Source organism: Massilia sp. IC2-476 (assembly GCF_020707295.1).
Lineage (GTDB): Bacteria > Pseudomonadota > Gammaproteobacteria > Burkholderiales > Burkholderiaceae_D > Telluria.
This window is the reverse complement of the sequence record NZ_JAJFER010000002.1, coordinates 583,053-604,609: the sequence shown is the minus strand read 5'-3', so window position 1 is coordinate 604,609 and position 21,557 is coordinate 583,053. Positions and strand designations below refer to the sequence as shown.

The following is a 21,557-nucleotide window of genomic DNA, read 5'->3' as shown; positions in this document are numbered from 1 at the left end:
CTTCATGCGTCACGCTCTTCCCCTGCTTGCAGCATCGCTGCTGGCCCTGCCTGCCTTCGCCCAGGTCACGCCGCCGCTGCAGCGCAGCGTCGAGCAGGCCTACCCGCAGCTCGAATACCTGTTCCAGAAGCTCAGCAAGGAAAAGGCGGGCATGACGATGGAAGGACGCGAGTCCTTCAAGGCCAAGGACAAGTTCCTGCCCGGGAAAGTCGCCACCGGCCTGGCCGACGTGCTGCTGCACCTGCCGAAGGACGATCCGCGCCTGCCCGGCATGCTGCGCGAGTATGCCGACATCGCCGACCTCACCATCGGCATGGACAACGAGTCCTGGGGCATCTATTACTACATCGGCGCCCTGCATCGCCTCAAGCAGGCCGGCCTGCTCGAACGCGCGGTGCGTCCGCAGACCCTGGAAGCGCTGCGCAAGAAGCTCGACTGGCGCAGTTTCGTGCGCACGCCGAGCTATGAGCTCATCAGCCTGCCGACCAACTACTACGGGGTCGCGTTCAGCATCGCGCGCCTGCGCATGCTGATGGGTTGGGAAGACACGGCCGGCAGCGAAGTCCTGCTCGACAAGATGATGAAGCATTACGCCGCCTACTCGGGCGAATTCGGCTTCAGCGACGAGACCGACGGCCAGGGCCGTTTCGACCGCTACAGCATCCTGCTCGCCGCCGAGATCTGCGAGCGCTTCATCGAGACCGGTCTCGAAGTCACGCCCGAACTCAAGGCCCTGCTGCGCAAATCGGCCGACGTCGCCCTGAACAGCGCCACTGCCGATGGCAGCGGCTTTACCATGGGCCGCAGCCTCGGCCCCTATGGCGAGACCGCGATGCTGGAGATCCTGTCGACCGCCGCCTACCTGGGCGTCCTGACTCCCGAAGAAAAGGAATACGCGTACGCCTACTCGAGCCGCATCGCCGAGCGCTACATGAAGTTCTGGTACAACCCGGAGATCCATTCGGTCGACATGTGGAATGGCGGGCGCCGCACCGACACCTACCGCGGCAAGCACCGCATCCTGGGGGAGAACTTCTCGCTGCTGCACCAGCTGATCGCCACCAACGAGATGTGGAACAAGGCCGGCATGAAGGACGTCGTGCCGCGCAAGGACCTGGCCGCATGGCTGGAGCGCACCCGTCCGAAGTTCAGCCTGACCCGCTTCGCACGCGGCGAATACGACCGCGCGCTGGCGATCTGGCGCGACAAGGGCCACGTGTTCAGCCTGTCGATCATCAACGGCGGCCAGAGCCAGCACGACAACAGCCCCTACTTCCCGCTGCCCTTCGCCCACAACGTGATCTCCGGCGTGGCCGATAGCGGCCCGCAGAACACGCAGCTGCTGCCCAAGTTTACGCTGGCCGACGGCAGCGAGCTGATTGCGACCGCGTGGATGAAGGATATCCAGGTCACGCCACGCGGCGCCGGCCAGGTGCTCACGTATCGCCAGGACGCGCTGTCGAAGCTGGGCAAGAACCTGCCCATCAAGGATGCGCGCATCCGCGTCGAGACCGAGTACTCCCTGCAGCCGGGCGCCATCACCCGCACCGACCGCTACGTCCCGACGGCGCCCCTGAGCGTGTCGACGCTGAGCCTGGACTTCCCCTCGTTCTCGAGCGGCGCCACGGTCGAGGGCAATACCGTGCGCTTCAAGGAAGGCGCGGTACAGGCCTTCGAGGTGAGCGGCCTGTCCTCCTGCACGGCCCAACCAACCGGCGGCAGCGAGCTGTATCGCGCGCCTTACGGTGCGATGAACACGATCGTTCGCTGCAGCAGCGGCGCCTTCAGCATGCGCGAGCCGCTGGTGGTGCGCTGGACCATCCGCTACCAGTAGGCTTTCACCTCAGCTCTCCACGCGTCTCCTCGCGTTTGCTCCGGACCGCGGCCTCGCCGCCGGTCCGGTTTTTTTTGGCGAGAACTAGCCGCGGCGCGGATGCTCGAGCGGATTGGGCAGGCTGCGATCGCCCCCCATGCGCGCGTCCCAGTTGTTGGCAGGGGGCGGCACGGTCGACACGGGCTGCGTGGCGTGGCGGTCGTAGATCGCGACCCAGCCGGGCATGCGCGAAGGCCGCTCCTGCGCGACGCCTGCCATGCGTTCGATGGCGGCCGGGTTGGCGACGTTCTCCGCGCCAAAGCGCACCAGGCGGTCGAGGTGCGGGTGCTGGATGTCCAGGATCGAGGCCATCAGCACCAGGGGCGCGGCGGCGTACAGGTGGTAATGCAGGGCCTTGGCAGCGCGCGCCATCTCGTGCGGCAGCGAGCCGTCCGGCTGCACCTGCCCCATCGCATGGTCGAACACCTTGCGGCCCCAGGCCAGGTAGCGCGCCTCGCCGGTCACGGCGCCGACCGCGGTGATGGCCAGGCCTTCCCAGTAATAGTGGTTGTTGCGCACGCCCTTGTGGGCGTCGGCGTGCGCGATGGTCGGCTCGGCCAGGGCGCGCAACCAGGCTTCGATGGCCTTGCGCTGTTCAGGCGAGGCGGCCGCCTGCACGCGCGCGTAACTCAGCGCCAGGCCGCCCAGGGTCCACTTGCGGGTGTACCAGGACTGGTTGGTGCTCATCTTGCCCAGCAGCGCGCCCTGCTTCGCCCAGGCTTCCAGCCAGCCCAGCGCGCAGCGCGCGTCCTGCGGATCGCGCTTGCGCTGCCAGTCGTCGGCGCTGCGCGCGACCGCTTCCAGGTAGTCGTTGACCGGCTTGACTGCGGCCTCGTTGCGCGCCTTGAGCACCGGGTCGATGACCGAGCTGCGCGCATCCGTGTAGTAGCGGTTGGCGTCGATGTCGAACACGGGCGCCGGCGGCGAGTCGCAGGCCAGAGCGCTTGCCGGCCCGAGCGCCAGCAGCAGCATGGCCGCCGCCACGGGCCGCAGGCGCGCCGCACGGCGCCTTGTCACAGGGTGTAAAACAGTCGCTCCGTGCTGCATCTTGCCTCCTTTTTGGAAAACGTTTAACTTATTCTAGAGGGCTTGTCTTCCCATGTAAACCGGCGGCCGCCCGCCAAGCGTGCGCGTGCTCGACTTTTACATGCGGCATGGATATGCTCAGTCCATGGCAACCTGTCACGTACGTGACCTTCCCGATGACCGAACACCATACCGCCCCTACGCCCATCAGCAAGCTGACGGCCAAGAAGCGCCCCGCGGTCCGCTATGCAATCCGGGTACTGGTCTCGTTCTGCGTACTGCTGGTCGCGGCGCAGGGCTGGAGCGCCTGGACTGCGCGCCAGAGCCGCCTCGCCGAGCACGCGTCCGCGACCTCGAACATGGCCGGCGCGCTCGCGGCCCAGGCCGAAAGTACGGTGAGGATCGTCGACACAGTGCTGGCAGGCGTGGTCGAGCGCGTCGAACATGACGGCAGCAGCCCGGCCGCAAATGACCGCTTGCACGCCCATATGCGCAACATGGTGTCCCAGGTAAAGGAAGTGCACGGCCTGTTCGTGTACGGCCCGGACGGCAGCTGGCTGGTGACGTCGCTCGAGCGCCCGATCGCCGCCAACAACGCCGACCGCGAGTACTTCCAGTACCACGAGCATAACCGCAGCCGCGCCGTCCATGTCGGCAAGCCGATCCGCAGCCGCTCGAGCGGGGTGTGGGTGCTGCCGGTATCGCGCCGCATCGACAAACCGGACGGCAGCTTCGGTGGCGTGGCGCTGGGGACCATCGAAATCTCCTTCTTCGCCGAGCTGTACGAAAGCTTCGACGTCGGACACCAAGGCGCGGTCGTGCTCGCGCGCGACGACGGCACTCTGGTCTACCGGCGCCCATTCAACGAGAAGCTGGTGGCCACCAGCGTGGCGAACGGCCCGATCTTCAGCATGTATCGCTCCAGCGGCCCGGTCGGCACCGCCATGCTGCGCTCGAACATCGACGGCGTGACGCGCCTGTACAGCTACCGCCACCTCGGCACGCTGCCGCTGATCGTTGCAGTAGCCAAGTCCAAGGGCGAGATCCTATCCGAGTGGCACCAGTCGACCGTGCTGCTGTCCGCCGTCACACTGCTGGCGGTGCTGCTGCTGGCGGGCGTGGGCGTGCGCCTGGTGCGCCAGATCATGATCCGCGACCAGCTCGAGGCCGAACTCCGCACCGCGAAACAGGGACTGCAGCAGCGCAACCAGGAACTGACGGTGCTGGCGACCAACGACGGTCTGACCGGCATCGCCAACCGCCGCCACTTCGAGGAGACCCTGCGCCTCGAGCTCAAGCGCGCGCGCCGCACCGGCGCGCCGCTGTCGCTGGTGCTGCTGGACGTGGACTTCTTCAAGAAGTACAACGACCGCTACGGCCACGTGGCCGGCGACGAATGCCTGCGCCAGGTGGCGGGCGCGCTGGGCGGGGTGCTGGCGCGCCCGACCGACCTGGCGGCGCGCTATGGCGGCGAGGAGTTCGCGATGATCCTGCCGGCCACCGGCCAGGTCGGCGCCCGCTACGTGGCCGAGCGCCTGCGCCTGGCCGTCATGGACCTGGGCATCCCGCACGCCGACAATCCGCTCGGCATCGCGACCATCAGCGCCGGCGCCTGCACCTTCCATGGCACGCCGGGCGAGAACGACGATCCCGAGGCCTTCGTGATGCGGGCCGACGCCCTGCTCTACCGCGCCAAGGCGCAGGGGCGCAACCGGGTCTGCACCGACCTCGACGCCGTCGGCATCGTGCCGGCGCCGCCGCTCGCCATATAAAAAAACCGCCCCGGGGGGCGGTTCGACTTGCTTAGTAGCGGTTCGGATTGTTCGGACGGGCGTCATGGCGGTTCGGGACGCCGTCGCCGTCACGGTCGCGGCGAGCCAGGTGGCCACGGTCGCGGGTCCAGCCGCCGCGCTCGAGGTACCAGCCGTTACGGTCCTGGCGCCACACCGGTTGCTGGTAGACATAGCCGGCACGCACCCGCTCGTAGTGGCCACGTTCCCACACGTAGCGGCGGCCGTCATAGCTCCAGTAGCCCGGCACCCACTCGTAGCCGCGGCGGGCGGCGGGAATCGCCTCGTGGCGCATCGGGGGCGGCGCCTGGCGCACCACGATCACTTCAGTGCGGCCCTGGGCCTGCGCCTGGACCGGCGCGAAGGCTGCGGCAGAGATCAGGACAGCTGCGGTAGCGGCAAGAATGCTTTTCATGGTACTTCTCCTTTCGGTTGTGTTGGAACCACTATAGCCAAGCCCAACCGCGCACGGGAGGAATGAAAAAAGTTCTTACATTCGAAACATGCTGCCATGAAAATGTAACTGATGCATAAAAGAAAACAGCCGGCATGCGCCGGCTGCTTTGCTTGGAGGAAAAACCGGATTAGTCCAGCTTCCAGGCGTAGTCGACCTTGGTCCAGGTCGCTGCCGGTGCGCCGTCCTTGGTGCCCGGCTTGAACTTGCACGACGACAGGCCTTTCAGGGCTGCCTTGTCCAGGTTCTTGAAACCGCTCGACTTTTCCAGCTTCGATTCGGTCACGGTGCCGTCGGCGCTGACCAGGAACGATGCCGAAGTGGTGCCCTGCTCTTCGTTCATCAGCGAGGCCTTCGGGTATTCGACCGCGCACTTCTTCGGGTCGAACGATGCCGGCACTTCGGCAGCGAAGGTAGCGCCAGCGGCGGCGGTCAGGGTCATTGCAGCGATCAGTTTCACGGTCAGGTTTTTCATGTTTTTCCCCAATAAGGTTTGTTTAAAGTTGTTGGCAGTCTCACTGCGAGCCGGCCCGAAGACCGGCACTACTTCTCTCTTAGAATTCTTCCCACTCGTCGCTGGCGACGGTGGCTGCCTTCTTCGGCTTGGCTGCAGGTGCAGCCGGTGCTTCTTCCTGCGCCGCAGCCGAAGCTGCAGCCTTCTTCACCGGCTTTTTCAGGGCCGGCGCCGGACGCTTGGCAGCGGCCGGACGCACCACCACGGCGGTGCTGGTGACCGGAGCCGCAGTTGCTGCCTGCGCTTCGGCCTGGTACTGCTCGCCCTCGCTCAGCTTGAAGATGCTGACGACGCGGGCCAGTTCACTTGCCTGGTCCTGCAGGCTCTGCGCGGCGGCAGCGGCCTCTTCAACCAGGGCGGCGTTCTGCTGGGTCATGCTGTCCATCTCGATGATCGACATGTTGACCTGTTCGATACCGGCGCTCTGCTCGGCGCTGGCGTTGGCGATCTCGCTCATGATGTCGGTCACGCGTTTCACGCTCGTCACCACTTCGTCCATCGTCACGCCGGCCTGGCCGACCAGCTTGCTGCCGCGCTCGACCTTCTCGACGGAGTCGCCGATCAGGGTCTTGATTTCTTTTGCAGCCGCAGCCGAACGCTGGGCCAGGTTGCGCACTTCCGATGCCACCACCGCGAAGCCGCGGCCCTGTTCACCGGCACGTGCCGCTTCCACCGCGGCGTTCAGCGCCAGGATGTTGGTCTGGAACGCGATGCCGTCGATGACGCCGATGATGTCCGAGATCTTGCTTGCGGAGCTGTTGATCTCGCCCATCGTGCCAACCACTTGCGACACCACTTCGCCACCCTTGCGGGCCACGTCCGAGGCGGTTGCGGCGAGCGCATTGGCCTGGCGGGCGTTGTCGGCGTTCTGCTTGACGGTCGAGGTCAGTTCTTCCATGGCCGACGCGGTCTTTTCCAGCGAGCTAGCCTGCAGTTCGGTACGCGAGGACAGGTCGATGTTACCGGCGGCAATTTCACGCGAGGCGGTGCCGATGGTCTCGGTGCCGCGGCGCACCTGTTCGACGATGCCGACCAGGCTGTTGCGCATTTCTTTCATTTCCACCAGCAGGCTGCCGCGGTCCGACGCTTCGGTCTCGATGGCGATCGACAGGTCGCCGTGGGCGATGCTGCCGGCGATCTTGGCGGTGTAGGCCGGCTCGCCACCCAGCTGCTGGCGCAGGCTGCGCGAGATCACCCAGGCTGCCGCCACGCCCATGGCAACGGCGGCCAGCAGCATGACGATCATGAAGTTACGGGCGTTGACGTATTCCGCTTCGGCGTCGACCTTGCTCTGGGCGCTCTGCTTGACTTCCAGGGCGGCCAGCTGCTCCAGGGCCTCGGTCCACTTCTTCTGCACCGGGCGCACTTCGCGGATCATCACGCGGGTGGCGTCCATGGCGTTGTTGGCCAGGTAGAGTTCCGAGGCCTTCTGGATGGCCGGCATGGCCTGGCCTTCGAATTCCTTGATCTGGGCCAGCAGCGCCTTTTCCTTGTCGCTGGCGTGGGCCGCGAACAGGCCCGACAGCTTCTTCTGGGCTTCTTCGTACTTCTTGGTCTGTTCCTTGAACTTGACCATTTCCGGTTCCATGTCGGCCGGATCGGTCATCAGGGTCAGGACGCGCAGCGAAGCGACGCGGTCGCCCACGTTGTTGCGCATGTCGATCACGAGACCGGTCGACACGTTGTTGACGCTCACCACCTGGTCAAGACGGTCCTGGATCTGCGCCATGCGCATGATGCCGACTGCGGTCACAACGATCAGCAGCACCAGCACCAGTGCGAAACCGAGTGCGAGGCGGGTACCGACCTTCAAGTTATTCAAAAAAGACATTCCTGTTCATCCCTGTGTTTATTGATCGAATTCGCCCGGATTCCCGCGCCGTGCGACGCATGCAGTGGTCATCAATGACGCACTGGTATTTCCAACAGGATAAATCAAAAGTTCCTACCGGAAAGTCAGAAATCGACTGCAAGATTCGAACTGTTTCAGCTCAACAACAGTGTTAATGACAATCAACGTGTGGGGAGCGAAGGAAATTATGCGTGTACTCTTGCCGTCCGGCAAGCTTTACACGACTTGCCTACACATTTCAGACAAGAAAATGTCGCTATTTGCCGACAGGCAATGAAAAAAGCGCACCGAAGTGCGCTGGACGTGGTCCTTTTGGGAGAGAGATCGGCCCTCAGGCCGCGACCGGCATGCGCGCGGCCGCTTCCAGCAGCAGGCCAGGATCGCCGCCGGCGAGTCGTTTCGAATCGGACAGCACCTGGCGGAAGACGCGTGCTCCCGGCAGGCCGGTCATGATGCCGAGCATGTGGCGCGTGATGCTGTTGAGCTTGAGCCCGTGCTGGCCATACAGGCGCAGTTGCTCGGCGACATACGGGATCATGGCTTCCAGCACCTGCTGGCGCGATTGCAACGGCGCCTCGGTATCGCCATAGAAGCGCCGGTCCCAGGTCGCCATGACCCAGGGGTTGTGGTAGGCCTCGCGGCCCAGCATCACGCCATCCACGTGCTGCAGGTGGAGCGCGATTTCCTCATCGGTCTTGATGCCGCCGTTGATGATGATCTCCAGCTCCGGGAACTCGCGCTTGAGCTGGTAGGCCACCTCGTAGCGCAGCGGCGGGATCTCGCGGTTTTCCTTGGGCGACAGGCCCTTCAGCACCGCATTGCGGGCGTGCACGATGAAGGTGCGGCAGCCGGCATCGGCAATGGTGCCGATGAAGTCGCGCACGAAACCGTATTCCTCGTTGTAGTCGATGCCGATGCGGTGCTTGACGGTGACGTCGATCGAGACCGCGTCGCGCATCGCCTTGACGCAGTCGGCCACCAGCTGCGGCTCGCCCATCAGGCAGGCGCCGAAAGCGCCCTTCTGCACCCGCTCTGACGGGCAGCCGCAGTTCAGGTTGATCTCGTCGTAGCCATACTGTTCGCCCAGCTTCGCGCTTTTCGCCAGGTCGGCCGGGTCGCTGCCGCCCAGCTGCAGCGCCACCGGGTGCTCGACCGCGTCGTAGCGCAGGTGGCGCTCGACATCGCCGTAGACCAGGGCGCCGGTGGTGACCATTTCGGTGTACAGCCAGGTGTGGCGGGTGATCTGGCGGTGGAACACGCGGCAGTGGCGGTCGGTCCAGTCCATCATCGGGGCGACCGACAGGCGGCGCCCCTTGTGTGCATCAGGTTTCACTAGCTTATCGGAGGGAATGCGAAAGGCGCATGATAGCAAAGATCATGCGCAGGCGATGGCTCAGGGCCGGGCGTCGCCCTTGCTCCTGCGGCGCAGTGCGCCCAGGCCGGCCAGGCCCAGCGCGAGCAGGCCGAGGCTGGCCGGTTCCGGCACCTCGGCCGCGGTGTCGAAGCGCAGGTTGTCGAGGATCAAGTGGCCGAACTGGTCGTCACCCGCGTGTTCCGCGAAGCGGATCTCGTCGAACAGCGCGCCCTCGATGCGCAGGATGCCGGCGCGGCTGACCAGGGTGTTGCCGAACTGGCGGCCGTCGATCGTGGCCAGGCCACCCATCACCAGCCCATCGTAGGACAGCGTCGGCATCGAGAAGCTGGTCACCAGGCTGCCCTTCAGGTACAGGTCGAGGGTGGCGATGCGCAGGTTATCGGCCAGGAAAGCGTCGAAGGCCAGGGTGGAGATTGTGCGGTCGAAGCGCAGGCGGAACGCGTCGTCGACGCTGTTGGTCTGGCAAGCAGGTCCGAACGTACCCAGGCTATTGCCGCGCATACTGTAGTGGTTCCAGCTGTCGTAGCCGCAACCGTTGGCGCGGATCGACCCGGAAAAGTGCAGGCCCTGCCCCGCGAACTGCTCGGTGACGAGGGTATCGACGGCCAGCTGGCCCACATTGTCGAAGCTGACCGTGTTGCCGTACACGTGATTGTCGGTGGTGCGCCAGCCTGCGCTCGGCAAGGCCTGGGCCTGGCTTGCGCAAAACAGGACACACAGGGCGGCAGCACTACGAGCGAACAGTTTCATGGCATTCCCGTTATTCGATTCAAATAAATGATCAAAAGCAATTTTTATGCCAATAATGCAAGTGTTTGATACTTGAGGAGTTTCCTGGCACCGTACAGGAGGCTTGTAAAGTTTCCCGACAAAATTTTTTCGGGTTGGACGCAACAATCCCAAACCATTGCACAGCGGGGCGATTTACAATCGCGGGTACTTTCCGCACAGAAATCTCGACTGTCATGAATCTCCACGTCCAACCGGCCACCCCGGATCCGCTCGACCAGCACCGCCGCGCCGTGCGCCGCAACCCGCGCGACGCCAATGCCCACGCCTTGCTCGGCCTGGGGCTGCTCAGGGCGCGCCAGCTCGAACAGGGTGTCGTCAGCCTGCGCCGCGCCCTCGAACTGAACCAGAAAGTGCGCGGGCTGCAGGGCGTGCTGGCAGCCGCCCTGTTCGAACTCGGACGTTTCGAAGAAGCGGTGGCCGCCTACCGCGCCGCCCTGCGTTTCGAGAACGGCATCGACCTGCAGCAGGGCTTGGCCGATGCGCTGCTGCGCCTGGGCCGCGCGCCCGAGGCGGAAGCGCCAGCGCGGCGCGCCGCCGGACTGGCTCCCGATAATGTGTCCGTACTGCTCAGCCTGGGCAATACCCTGCACAAACTGGAACATACCGAAGAAGCGGCCACGGTGTTCGCCCGGATCGTCCAGCTCGACCCTACGCTGGTGGACGCGCGCTACGACCTCGGGCTCCTGCTGGTCATCCTGGGGCGCCACGCCGACGCTTCAGCCTGCTTCCGTACCGTGCTCGAGATGCAGCCGACACACGCCGGCGCCCTGCTCCAGCTGGGGCGCAGCTGCCGCACGCAGAAGCTGCACAAGGAGGCCGTTGCCTGCCTGACGCGCCTGCTGGAACTGTCTCCGGACAACACCGAGATCCTCGTCGAACTGGGCGGCGCGATGCGCCAGTCCGGCGACCTGGCCGGCGCAGCAAGCCAGATGCGGCGTGCGCTGGAACTGACGCCCGACGATACCCAGGCCATGTACGGCCTGCTGGGCGCCTGCTTCAGCATGGGCGAATGGGAGCTCGCGCTGCAGCTGGCGCGCCAGGCCCTCGAGCGGGCCCCGTCGGCGGCGGCCCACAGCGTGATGCTGTTCATCCTGAGCCACTGCTGCATGGACGCCGAGGAGCTGACCCGCGAACACCTGGCTTTTGCAGAGCGCTGGGAGGCGCCGCTGCGCGCGCTGCGCCAGCCGCACCCGAACGGCCGCGACCCGCGGCGGCGCCTGCGCGTCGGTATCGTCTCGGGCGACCTGTATGACCACGCGGTGACCAATTTCATCGCCCCCGTGTTCGAAGCGTTCAAGGACAGCGAGAGCGTGGCCCTGTACGCCTACTATAACAATACGATCGAGGATGTGATGTCGGCCCAGCTGCGCGAATGCGCGGCCGGCTGGCGCCAGATCGCGCGAATGGACGACGAAGCGGCAGAACGCCTGATCCGCGAAGACGAGATCGACATCCTGGTCGACCTGGCCGGTCACTCGGCGCTCAACCGCCTGACCCTGTTCGCGCGCAAGCCGGCGCCGATCCAGTGCACCTGGATCGGCTATGCCGGGACCACGGGCCTGGAAGCGATGGACTATGTGCTGTGCGACCAGTTCGCGACTCCCATAGACCGCTTCGAGAGCCAGTTCAGTGAAAAGATCGTGTGCCTGCCGCTGGGTGCGCCTTTCACTTCCGCCACCCATGCGCCGCCGGTCAACCCGCTGCCAGCCCTGAGCAATGGCTACATCACCTTCGGCAGCTTCCACCGCCTGAACAAGTTGAACCGGGACGTGGTGAGACTATGGTCGCGGCTGCTGCACGCGGTACCAAACGCCAAAATGCTGTTAGGCGGCATGCAAAACGGCACCGACGAGGTCGTGACAGCGTGGTTTGCAGAACAGGGCATTCCGCGCGAACGTCTGATACTGCGCCCTCGCACCCACGTCTACGGCTTCCTGGAACAGCACCACGAGGTCGACATCTGCCTCTGCCCCTTCCCCTATAGTGGTTCGACCACCATCGGCCATGCGCTCTACATGGGCGTGCCGACCCTGGCCACCGTCGGGGAGACCAGCGCCAGCCATGCATCCGTGTCCCTGCTGGCACACCTCGGCCTGGGTGATTTCATTGCCAGCAACGAAGAGGCCTATATCGCCTTGGGCGTGTTCCTGTCGCAGAATTTCAGCGCCCTTGCTGCCATGCGCGCCACCATGCGCGACCGCTTCGGCAAGTCATTGCTGGGCTACCCCGGCATCGTGGCGGCCAGCGTCGACCATGCCTGGCGCATGATGTGGGAACGCTGGTGCGCCGGAGAATCGGCGGCGGCGCTCAGGGTGCGACTGTCCGACCTCACGTTTGCCGCCTGAACGCGGATGGCCCGTCCTTGCGAAGGTCGGGCCATCGTCAACCGGTGAAAACGAAATTTAAAAAAATTTCCGTGTGGAACTTAATGAAGCCACGAAGACGGTCGCCTTGTCCAGTTGAGAGCAAGTGACGCACTCGAAACCGAACCCACAAGGAGTTTTACATGCTGAGCCTTCACACCAACAACGCCGCCCTGTCCGCGCAGACCTCGATCAACCGTACCCAGAACTCGCTGTCGACCTCGATGACCCGTCTGTCGACCGGTTATCGCATCAACTCGGCAATGGACGACGCTGCCGGCCTGCAGATCGCTTCGCGCCTGAAAGCGCAAACCTCGGGTATGGCCGTCGCCATGCGCAACACCCAGAACTCGACCTCGATGCTGCAGACCGCCGAAGGCGCGCTGGACGAAGTCGGCAACATGCTGGTCCGTATGAAGGACCTGGCAACCCAGGCCGCTGACGCTTCGTCGACCGACGACGACAAGAAGGCCATGCAGTCGGAATTCGACGCACTGGGCCTGGAACTGAAGAACGTCCTGGAGAACACCACCTTCGGCGGCACCAAGCTGCTGGTGGGCGGCACCGTCGCTTCGTCGATGACCTTCCAGATCGGCGCTTCGTCGAGCGAAACCATGGCCGTGGACCTGGGCACCGACGTGAGCCAGATGGCCTCGGACGTCGGCACCGCCACCGCCAACTACTCGTCGGCGACCACCGGCACCGAACTGACCGGTTCGAACGCCAACGGCACCATCGGCAAGCTGGAAACCGCACTGAACTCGGTGAACAAGGTCCGTTCGGGCCTGGGCGCTGCCGCCAACCGCCTCGAGCACGTGTACAACAACCTGGCCAACATCAGCACCAACAGCAAGGCTGCTACCGGCCTGATCATGGACGTGGACTTCGCGACCGAAAGCGCGAACATGACCTCGAACCAGATGCTGCTGCAAGCCGGCACCGCGATGCTGAAGCAGTCGAACAGCATGTCCTCGATGGTCATGTCGCTGCTGCAGTAATGGCCGCCAACCCGGGCCTGCCCGGGTGATGTTTCAAAGGCCAGCCCTGCGGTTGGCCTTTTTTATTTTGATCGGGGTCCATCATGACCGTCACCCTGCCTGCCCTCCCTCCTGCCACCGTAGGCCCGCTGCTGCCCAGCCCGGTGCTGGCGGCGGCGCCTGTCGCCCTGCTTGCCCAGGGCGCCGGCGCGCCAGCCCTGCCGTTTTCAAACGCGGCGGCCGACGCCGCCCTGCCCCCGCCCGCGCAAGCGGCCGAAGCGGGCGCCGAGGGCGCGGCAATGCGCCCCGACCAGGCCTTGCTGGCGCGCCAGCTGGCCTATGCCCCGCAGGACGGCGCCACCCTGGCGCGCCACTGGCGCGCCCAGGTGCGCGGCGTCGGCAGCCAGCTGAGCGGTCTGGCGCTGGCAGCCAGCGGCGGGCAGCTCTCGCCCGCCCAGCTCGCCACTGCCCAGCAGGGCCAGGCGGTGCGCGCCGCCGAGCAGCAGCTGCCGCATCCGGATGCCTGGCGTTTTGCCGTCCATGCCGGCGCCGCGCGCGACGCGCACCTGGCGGTGCTGGCACGCGACGCCGACCAGCCGCCCGGCCGCCGCAAGCGCGGGCGTGCCGCGCTCCGACTGGAACTCGAACTGGCCGACGGCAGCACCGTCGTGGCCCAGGTCGAGCCGCTGCCGCAGGGCGTGGCGATCGAATTGTGCGCCGCGACGGCGCAGGGAATGGAACAGCTGCGGCGCTGGCAGCCGGAACTCGAAGCCGCAATGGCGCGCGCCGGCGTCACGGTGCTGCGCTGGCAGCTGCGCGACCGGCTGCCGCTGGGCAGCAGCCACGCCACGGTGGCAAACGCGCAGGCCGCGGCCGAGTCGCTGACGCTGGACGTGTTCCGCGCAGTGACCGAGCTCGCCTTGCGCCTGCCGGCCGAGGGAACGGCGCGCGAAACCTGAGACTCAGGCTTCGCGGATCAGGCGCGCGATGCGCTCGACATCTTCGAGCGCCAGGTTCGGGTAGATCGGCAGGCACAATACGCGTGCTGCCGCATTGGCGGCCACGGGCAGGTTGTCGCGCCGCGCTGACGGCAGTCCGCGGTACATCGGGAAATCGCTGATCAGCGGGAAGAAGTAGCGGCGTGCATGGACGCCGGCTTCCTTCAGGTGCGCGTACAGGGCGTCGCGGGTCAGGGGGAAATCGTCGCCGACCAGGATCGGAAAGTAGGAGTGGTTGATGGCCTCATCGTCGGCATGCCCCATGAGCCCGATCCCCGGCACACCGGCCAGCAGCTCGCGGTAGGTGCGGTCGATCAGGCCACGGCGCGCGATCGCCTCGTTCACGCCGCGCAGCTGCAGCATCCCGAAGGCCGCGTTGATCTCGCTCATCTTGCCGTTGATGCCGGGAGCCACGACCGTCACTTCGTCGACGAAACCGAAATTCTTCAGGTGATCGATGCGCTGCTTGGTCTTGGCGTCCGGGCAGATGATGGCCCCGCCCTCGAAGGTATTAAATACTTTGGTCGCGTGGAAGCTCAGCACCGACAAGTCCCCGTGGCGCAGAACGCTGCCGCCGCCGTCGCGCACGCCGAAGGCATGGGCGGCGTCATAAATCACCTTCAGGTTGTAATTGTCGGCGATGCGCTGGATTGCCTCGACGTCGCAGGGGCGGCCATAGCAGTGCACCGGCATGATGGCTGTGGTCTGGGGCGTGATGGCCGCCTCGATCTTCGCAGGGTCGAGATTGAGCGTGTCGGGATCGACGTCCACGAACACCGGTTTGATGCCGTTCCACAGCAGCGAGTGCGCGGTTGCGACGAAGGAGTATGGCGTGGTGATCACCTCGCCGGTCACGCGCAGGGCCTGCAGGGCCGTTACCAGCGCCAGGGTTCCGTTGGAAAACAGGGCCAGGTGCTCCACGCCGAGGTGTTCGCACAGCGCCGCTTCCAGCTGTTTGTGGAAAGGCCCGCCGTTGGTCAGGATCTTGTTTTCCCAGATCTGCTCGAGGTAGGGATAGAAGTCCTCCAGCGCAGGAAGCTGGGGTTGGGTCACGTAGATCGGTTTGCGGTTCATGATGGCTTCCTTCGCTTGGACTTAGCCCACGGTGCCGACGATCGAGACGTCGCGGTTTTCCGGGATTTCGTTGTAGGACAGGACGTGCAGGCCGGGGGCGAACAGGCGCGCATAGCGCGCCAGCAGCGGACGCACCTGCGGCAGCACCAGCAGCAGCGGCGGGGTGTGCTGCTGCTTCATCTGTTCACGCGCCACCGGCATGTTGATCTGCAGCTGGGACAGCAGCTGCGGATCGATCGGATAGTTGTCCAGCGCGACCTTGCCGCCATTGTTCTGGCGCGCCTGGTTCAGGGAACCGAGCAGCATGTTCTCCAGCTCGGCCGACAGGTTAAAGGCCGGCATGTCCTTCTTCTTGCCGAACATGCCGGACACGATCTGGCGCCGCAGCGCGCAGCGCACCTCGGCCGCCAGCAGGATCGGGTCCTTGGTGGTTTCCGAGCTGTCCAGCAGCGTGGTGGCCACCACCACGATGTCCTTCAGCGACACGCCTTCCTGCAGCAGCACGCGGAACACGCGCAGCAGCTGGGTGTGGCTCAGCGATTTTTCCAGCGCGCCCGCCAGCTTGGGCGACAGCGCCTGCAGGCGCTCGATGATCGCCGGCACGTCCTCATGGCGGAACAGCTCGTGCAGGTATTCGCGCACCACCTTCGAGGTGTGGGTCGCGATCGCGCTCGCCACCTCGACCACCTGGTAGCCCAGGCCCAGCGCGTCGGCCTTCTGTTCCGGCAGGATCCAGGTGATCGCCATGCCGTAGGCCGGCTCGATGCCCGGGATGCCATCCAGTTCGCCGTAGACGTTGGGCGACGGGATCGCCATCAGGTGGTCCGGCATTACTTCCGCTTCGGCCACCACGGTGCCCGACAGGCTGATCGCATACTGGGTCGGGCGCAGCGCCAGGTCGTCGCGCACGCCGATGTTCGGCAGCAGCATGCCCATCTGCTCGGACAGGCTCTGGCGCACGCCCTTGATGCGCTTGTTGAGCGGCTCGCCCTGGGCGGCGTCGATCAGGTTCACCAGCTTGTAGCCGACGGCCACCGTGACCGGCTGCACCACGGGCAGCGCCTGCCAGTCGAGGTCGGGCGCACGCTCGTCGCGCAGGGCGGCTTCGATCGCCGCCACGCCCTCGTTGTCGGGAGCCTTGACGATCTTGGTCAGGCGCCAGCCGACGTAGCCCACCACCGCCGCGAAGATGAAGAAGGTAATGGTCGGCATGCCCGGCACCAGGCCGAGGATGACCATCACGCCGGCGGCCGAGAACAGCACCGCGGGCTGGGCCAGCAGCTGGCCGCCCACCTGCTTTTCGAGGTCGCCCGATTCGCCGATGCGGGTCACCAGGATCGCGGCCGCCGCCGACAGCAGCAGCGCCGGGATCTGGGCCACCAGGCCGTCACCGATGGTGAGCAGTGCGTAGACGCGGAAGGCCTCGCCCATCGGCAGGCCGTGCATCAGGGCGCCGATGGCGATACCGCCGACCAGGTTGATGATCAGGATCAGGATCGAGGCGATGGCGTCGCCGCGCACGAACTTCGAGGCGCCGTCCATGGCGCCGTAGAAGTCCGCTTCGGCCGCCACGTCGAGGCGGCGCTGGGTCGCCTTTTCCTGGTTGATCAGGCCTGCGTTCAGGTCGGCGTCGATCGCCATCTGCTTGCCCGGCAGCGCATCCAGCGTGAAGCGCGCCGACACTTCCGAAATACGTTCCGCGCCCTTGGTCACCACGATGAAGTTGATGATCATGAGGATCACGAACACCACCAGGCCGACCACGAAGTTACCGCCGATGACGACGTTGGCGAAGGATTCGATCACATGGCCCGCGGCATCCGGTCCCTGGTGGCCGTTGAGCAGCACCACGCGGGTCGAGGCCACGTTCAGGGCCAGGCGCATCAGGGTGGTGCCCAGGATCACGGTCGGGAATACCGAGAAGTCCAGCGGGCGCTTGGCCGTCACCGACACCAGGATCACGATCAGCGCCAGCACGATATTGAACGTGAACAGCACGTCCAGCAGCACCGGCGGCAGCGGCAACATGATCATCGCCAGCAGCGCGATCAGGAACACCGGCGCGGCGAACTTCTGGCGCTTCAGCTCCGAAATGAAGGCGTTAATGGAATTCATGCAGTAACCTCGCTCAGATGAGATGGCACGACCACCTCGTTAGGGAACCGTGGGGGCGCCTGGCGCCGGCCTGCACGGAACGCGTTCAGTTGTAGGACGTAATTCAGTACCTGCGACACCGCCTGGTACAGCTGCGCAGGGATCTGCTGCTGGACCTGGCTGGTGTTGTAGATCGCGCGCGCCAGCGGCGGCAGCGACAGGGTTTCGATCCTGTGCTCGCGCGCGACGCGGCGGATGTACAGCGCCATCTCGTCCACACCCTTGGCCACCACGAAGGGCGCCTCGGCGCGGTTGGTGTCGTACTTCAGCGCCACCGCGTAGTGCTCGGGGTTGACGATCACCACGTCGGCAGTCGGCACGGTCTTGCGCACGCTGCGCTGGGCCAGCTGCTGCTGCAGCTGGCGGATGCGCTGCTTCACCTCGGGCCGGCCTTCGTTGCTCTTGTGTTCTTCCTTCATCTCCTGCTTGCTCATGCGCTGGTTTTTGGTGAACAGGAAGGCCTGCACCGGCACGTCGATCAGCGCGAACACCACGAACACCGCCACCAGCGCCATCAGGCCGTCCAGCATCAGCGCGGTGCCGCCGGCCAGCGCGTCGCCCAGCGGCAGGCGCTGCAGCTCGACATAGGCCTTGATGCTCGACTCGGTCACGTGCCACAGCACCAGGCCCAGCACGATCGCCTTGGCCGCCGAAGTGGCAAAGCCGATCCAGTGCTTTTGCGAGAACAGGTTGCCCAGGTTGGTGAGCGGGCTCAGGCGGCTGAACTTGGGCGCCATGTTCTTGCTCGAGGCGACCCAGCCACCCGGGAACAGGCCCGCGACGACGATCACCATGGGCACCACCAGCAGCGGCAGCACCATCTGCACCAGCAGCATCAGGGCGCTGGAAAACACCACCGACATCGCATTCTCGATCGCGCCCGCCTCGCCCAGCGGCACGTAGATGAGCCGGAACAGCGAGCGGAAGGATTCGAGGTAGCCCGGCAGCAGCATCGAAAAGAGCTTCAGGCTCACCAGGATGCCCACCGCCGTCGACAGGTCGCGCGAACGGACGACCTGGCCCTCGTCGCGCGCCTTCTTGAGCTTCTGCGCTGAGGGCTTTTCGGTCTTGTCGCCACCGGTGCCGCTATCGGACATGCGCGCTCCTCATCTGCTCCTGCAGCATCTCCAGGATCTGGTTGGTCATCGCGATGTAATGCTCGGGGATGAAGCGCACCACCTGCACCAGCATCAGGAGGCCAAAGATCGTCACCAGCGAAAAGCCCAGCGAAAACAGGTTCAGACTCGGCGCGACCCGGTTCAGGAAACCGAACCCGACCTGCACCACCATGGTCGAAAACACGATCGGCAGCGCCAGCAGCACCGCCGCCGAAAATATCCAGGCCACGTTCAGGGCCACCGCCTCCAGCAGCAGCGGCCCGTAGCCGGCGCCCACCGGCCAGGCCTTGAAGCTCTGGCCGATCACGCCCATCAACACCAGATGGCCGTCGATCCCGAAGAACACCAGGATCGCCACCAGCGACATCAGGCCGGACACCACGTCCGAGGCCTGGCCATTGACCGGGTCGTTCATCTGCGCCATCGAAAAACCGATCTGGCTCGAGGCCAGGAAACCGAGCATGGTGACCACGGCCATCGCGAACTGCAGCGCCAGGCCGATCACGCCGCCGATCACGGCCTGCTCCATCATGGTCACCACACCCGCCAGCGAAAACGGGTCGGGCATCACGGCCACTCTGGTCACCGGCAGCATCATGAAGCTCAGGGCCACGGACAGCAGCGCGCGCACCGGCATCGAGACCGCGCCCTCGCCCAGCACCGGGGCGGTCGAGAGCATCGCCATGATGCGGCAGAAGGGCCACCACAAGGCATTCATCAGAGGCAGCAGGAAGCCGACCAGCTCCATCGTCGCAGGCTACCCGGTCAGCTTGCGAGCGTCGCCGCGCGCTGGAACACCGAGACGCAGTAATCCATCAGCGTCGAGGTCATCCAGTGGCCGGCCAGGATCAGCGCCGCCAGCGTCACCAAGAGGCGCGGCAGGAAGCTGAGGGTCTGCTCGTTGATCTGGGTGGCGGCCTGGAACAGGGCCACGATCAATCCCATGACCAGGCCCGGCACCACCAGCACCAGTACCAGCAGCATCACGACCTGCAGGGCTTCGACCACCAGGTCGACGGCGATATCAGGACTCATTCGCGGGACTCATTTCTGTTTAATCACTTGTCGCTAGAAGCCGTGGATACTGCCGACCAGCGTGTTCACGGTCAGGGTCCAGCCGTCCACCAGCACGAACAGCAGCAGCTTGAAGGGCAGCGAAATCACCAGCGGCGACAGCATCATCATGCCCATCGCCATCAGCACCGAGGACACCACCAGGTCGATGATCAGGAAGGGGATGAACAGCATCGCCCCGATCTGGAAGGCGGTCTTCAGCTCGGACAGCACGAAGGCGGCCAGCTTGACGGTAAAGCCGCGCTGCTCGGGCGCCAGGTTGGCCGGCTCGCCCGCCAGGTGCGCAACCTGGGCCAGCGAAGTCTTGCTGGTCTGGGCCAGCATGAAGCGCGACACCGGCACTTCGGCGATCTTCAAGGCCTGCTCCAGGCCGATCTTGTCGCGGTCATAGGGCAGGAAGGCGTCGCGCCACACGGCTTCGCCGACCGGACGCATCACCAGGATGGTCAGGATCAGGGCGATGCCGGTGATGATCCGGTTCGGCAGGCCCTGCTGCAGGCCGAGTGCCTGGCGCAGCAGCGACAGCACGATCACGAAACGGGTGAAGCTGGTCATCATCATGACCATGACGGGCAGCAGCCCGAGCAGGGTCATCAGGACCAGGATCTGCGACTTGACCGTCATGCCCTGGGTCGAGCCGGGGATCACGCCGGGCAGGATGCTCGGCTGCGCCTGCTGGGCCGAAGCCGGCAGCGCGAACAGGACGAGCAGGAGCAGCAACGCGCCGCCGAAGAGCGGCGCGGCACGGCGCAAGGGTGCAGCGACCCGTGCGCCGCGGAGAGCCAACATCATGACGTCAGGGCATCCAGGTTCAGGCCGTCGAGATCGATGACCTTCAGGCCATACTGCTCGCCGGCGACGACGACTTCGGCGCGACCGATCGGCGTGCCGTTGACCTTGATGACCAGCGGTTCGCCGGCCAGGGCGTCCAGCGGCACCACCGAGGACGGGCCGATCGCCATCAGTTCCTGCAGCGAGATGCGGGCCGAGCCCACTTCCAGCGTCAGGGTCACCGGGATGCGGCGCATCATCTGCGGCAGCTGGCGCGCCGCGTTCTTGCCGGCGACGGCGGTGGCGGCATCGACGCCGTCGAGGTCGTCGATGATCACGTCGCCATTCAGTTGGCCATTCAGTTGATCGTTCAGGTTCATATCAGATTTACTCGGCATCTTCAAAAGAGGTTAGACAGAGTTTTCCTTTGTGCTCGCCCACGGCGGCCGTGAACAGGCGCGATTCGTCCAGCAGCACGTCGGCGCGGCCGACCGACACGGGGATCACATCCCCCACTTTCATCTCGAACAGCGCACCCAGGGTCACTTCCTTGCTGACCAGGCGTCCCTCGAGCTTGACGAACAGGCCCGAGGACAGGCTGTCGTTGCCGGCGCGCGCGGTGCGCACGCTGTTGCGTTCTTCCTTCAAGCCCTGCAGCACGTGGGCCATCAGTTCCTGGTCCAGGCCGATCCAGCACTGGCTCTGCTGCTCGCCTTCCGCGCCCAGCGCGGACAGGGTAATGCGGATCACCCAGCCGGCCTTGCCGGGGGCGCTGGCCGGGCCTGGAGCTTCCACCACCGCGGCGTCGGCGCCCGGCACTTCCACACCGACCGCGGCCAGGCCTTCGGCCACGCGCGCATGCAGGCATTCGGCCAGCTGCACGGTCAGGGTCGCGGCCAGGCGTTCCTCGGTCGCGGTGACGCGCTCGAGTGCCGGATCGCGCGGTGCGCCGGGCCCCTTGTTCTTGCGGCCGTAACGGCCTTCCAGCAGTCCCAGCAGCAGGCTGCGCTCGAAGGCCACGGCGGCGGTGCCGAGGGGCCCCGCCAGCGCCAGCCAGCGCAGGCTTTCGTCGTCGGGAGCGCGCTCGAAGGCCAGGTTCGCCAGGCGGTAAGCGCCCCAGTAGCGGCGCCCGCCGGGTCCGCTCATCGCCGTGCCCAGGGCATCGGCGAAGCGGCGCGCGAACTTCGGCAGCAGGTGCACCGGGCGTCCCAGCAGGCTGGGATCGAGCACCTGGTAGCTGCCCTGGTATTTCCCGGAACGGTCGGCCCCGTCCTTGCGCGAGCGGTCGAGTGGATTCATCGGCATTGGTTTATTGGTCACTGGGAAACGGCGAATGACTTTTTTTCATTCCT

Annotated in this window: 19 protein-coding genes; 5 read left to right on the top strand and 14 right to left on the bottom strand. The window is 65.6% G+C overall.

Going from position 1 to position 21,557, the window contains the following annotated elements:
• Window positions 1-4 precede the first annotated feature (4 nt).
• On the top strand, window positions 5-1,834 hold the full coding sequence (locus LK539_RS07545) for a hypothetical protein (RefSeq protein ID WP_227800287.1): 1,830 nt from the start codon (window positions 5-7) through the stop codon (window positions 1,832-1,834).
• A gap of 84 nt (window positions 1,835-1,918) precedes the next feature.
• Here LK539_RS07545 and LK539_RS07540 read toward each other — a convergent pair whose 3' ends face one another.
• Window positions 1,919-2,890 (bottom strand): alginate lyase family protein, encoded by a 972-nt coding sequence (locus LK539_RS07540; RefSeq protein WP_227800286.1) that lies wholly within the window; start codon window positions 2,888-2,890, stop codon window positions 1,919-1,921.
• 185 nt (window positions 2,891-3,075) lie between these two features.
• On the opposite strand from LK539_RS07540, the gene LK539_RS07535 reads away from it, so the two are divergent.
• Window positions 3,076-4,671, top strand: coding sequence for a GGDEF domain-containing protein (locus LK539_RS07535; protein ID WP_227800285.1), 1,596 nt, complete (start codon window positions 3,076-3,078; stop codon window positions 4,669-4,671).
• Window positions 4,672-4,702: 31 nt separating this feature from the next.
• Here LK539_RS07535 and LK539_RS07530 read toward each other — a convergent pair whose 3' ends face one another.
• The 5 genes from LK539_RS07530 to LK539_RS07510 form a co-directional block, all read right to left on the bottom strand.
• A complete protein-coding gene (locus tag LK539_RS07530) occupies window positions 4,703-5,104 on the bottom strand; it encodes a YXWGXW repeat-containing protein (RefSeq protein WP_227800284.1) in 402 nt (133 codons plus the stop codon).
• A 169-nt stretch (window positions 5,105-5,273) separates the two neighbouring features.
• Window positions 5,274-5,618, bottom strand: coding sequence for an energy transducer TonB (locus LK539_RS07525; RefSeq protein ID WP_159696123.1), 345 nt, complete (start codon window positions 5,616-5,618; stop codon window positions 5,274-5,276).
• Window positions 5,619-5,697: 79 nt separating this feature from the next.
• Window positions 5,698-7,488 carry a methyl-accepting chemotaxis protein gene (locus LK539_RS07520; RefSeq protein WP_227800283.1) on the bottom strand — a complete coding sequence of 597 codons (1,791 nt, stop codon included), beginning with the start codon at window positions 7,486-7,488 and terminating at the stop codon, window positions 5,698-5,700.
• Window positions 7,489-7,840: 352 nt separating this feature from the next.
• Window positions 7,841-8,797: a tRNA dihydrouridine(20/20a) synthase DusA gene (dusA, locus tag LK539_RS07515; protein ID WP_229520641.1), complete on the bottom strand. Its 957-nt coding sequence runs from the start codon at window positions 8,795-8,797 to the stop codon at window positions 7,841-7,843.
• Window positions 8,798-8,902: 105 nt separating this feature from the next.
• Entirely contained in the window at window positions 8,903-9,634 is a 732-nt protein-coding gene (locus LK539_RS07510) for a VPLPA-CTERM sorting domain-containing protein (protein ID WP_227800281.1), read from the bottom strand.
• Between the two features lie 215 nt (window positions 9,635-9,849).
• On the opposite strand from LK539_RS07510, the gene LK539_RS07505 reads away from it, so the two are divergent.
• From LK539_RS07505 to LK539_RS07495, 3 genes are all read left to right on the top strand, one after another.
• A complete protein-coding gene (locus LK539_RS07505) occupies window positions 9,850-12,021 on the top strand; it encodes a glycosyltransferase family 41 protein (RefSeq protein ID WP_227800280.1) in 2,172 nt (723 codons plus the stop codon).
• A 161-nt stretch (window positions 12,022-12,182) separates the two neighbouring features.
• Entirely contained in the window at window positions 12,183-13,037 is an 855-nt protein-coding gene (locus LK539_RS07500; RefSeq protein ID WP_227800279.1) for a flagellin, read from the top strand.
• 83 nt (window positions 13,038-13,120) lie between these two features.
• Entirely contained in the window at window positions 13,121-13,975 is an 855-nt protein-coding gene (locus LK539_RS07495; RefSeq protein WP_227800278.1) for a hypothetical protein, read from the top strand.
• A 3-nt stretch (window positions 13,976-13,978) separates the two neighbouring features.
• On the opposite strand, the gene LK539_RS07490 is transcribed toward LK539_RS07495, so the two are convergent.
• The 8 genes from LK539_RS07490 to LK539_RS07455 are packed head-to-tail and all read right to left on the bottom strand — an operon-like array spanning window position 13,979 to window position 21,504.
• Window positions 13,979-15,088, bottom strand: coding sequence for a DegT/DnrJ/EryC1/StrS aminotransferase family protein (locus LK539_RS07490; RefSeq protein ID WP_227800277.1), 1,110 nt, complete (start codon window positions 15,086-15,088; stop codon window positions 13,979-13,981).
• Between the two features lie 21 nt (window positions 15,089-15,109).
• Window positions 15,110-17,203 (bottom strand): flagellar biosynthesis protein FlhA, encoded by a 2,094-nt coding sequence (locus tag LK539_RS07485; RefSeq protein ID WP_227800276.1) that lies wholly within the window; start codon window positions 17,201-17,203, stop codon window positions 15,110-15,112.
• Window positions 17,200-18,339 (bottom strand): flagellar type III secretion system protein FlhB, encoded by a 1,140-nt coding sequence (flhB, locus tag LK539_RS07480; protein WP_227800275.1) that lies wholly within the window; start codon window positions 18,337-18,339, stop codon window positions 17,200-17,202. Before flhB ends, LK539_RS07485 begins: the two co-directional genes overlap by 4 nt.
• Window positions 18,329-19,108, bottom strand: a complete 780-nt coding sequence (fliR, locus tag LK539_RS07475) for a flagellar biosynthetic protein FliR (protein ID WP_227800274.1) — start codon at window positions 19,106-19,108, stop codon at window positions 18,329-18,331. Before fliR ends, flhB begins: the two co-directional genes overlap by 11 nt.
• A 17-nt stretch (window positions 19,109-19,125) precedes the next feature.
• Window positions 19,126-19,395, bottom strand: a complete 270-nt coding sequence (fliQ, locus tag LK539_RS07470; protein ID WP_227800273.1) for a flagellar biosynthesis protein FliQ — start codon at window positions 19,393-19,395, stop codon at window positions 19,126-19,128.
• Window positions 19,396-19,428: 33 nt separating this feature from the next.
• Window positions 19,429-20,226, bottom strand: coding sequence for a flagellar type III secretion system pore protein FliP (fliP, locus tag LK539_RS07465; RefSeq protein WP_227800272.1), 798 nt, complete (start codon window positions 20,224-20,226; stop codon window positions 19,429-19,431).
• Entirely contained in the window at window positions 20,223-20,585 is a 363-nt protein-coding gene (locus LK539_RS07460) for a FliM/FliN family flagellar motor switch protein (RefSeq protein WP_373889521.1), read from the bottom strand. The genes fliP and LK539_RS07460 overlap by 4 nt, the downstream gene beginning before the upstream one ends.
• Before the next feature lie 7 nt (window positions 20,586-20,592).
• Window positions 20,593-21,504, bottom strand: coding sequence for a FliM/FliN family flagellar motor switch protein (locus LK539_RS07455; protein ID WP_227800270.1), 912 nt, complete (start codon window positions 21,502-21,504; stop codon window positions 20,593-20,595).
• Between the last annotated feature and the right edge of the window lie 53 nt (window positions 21,505-21,557).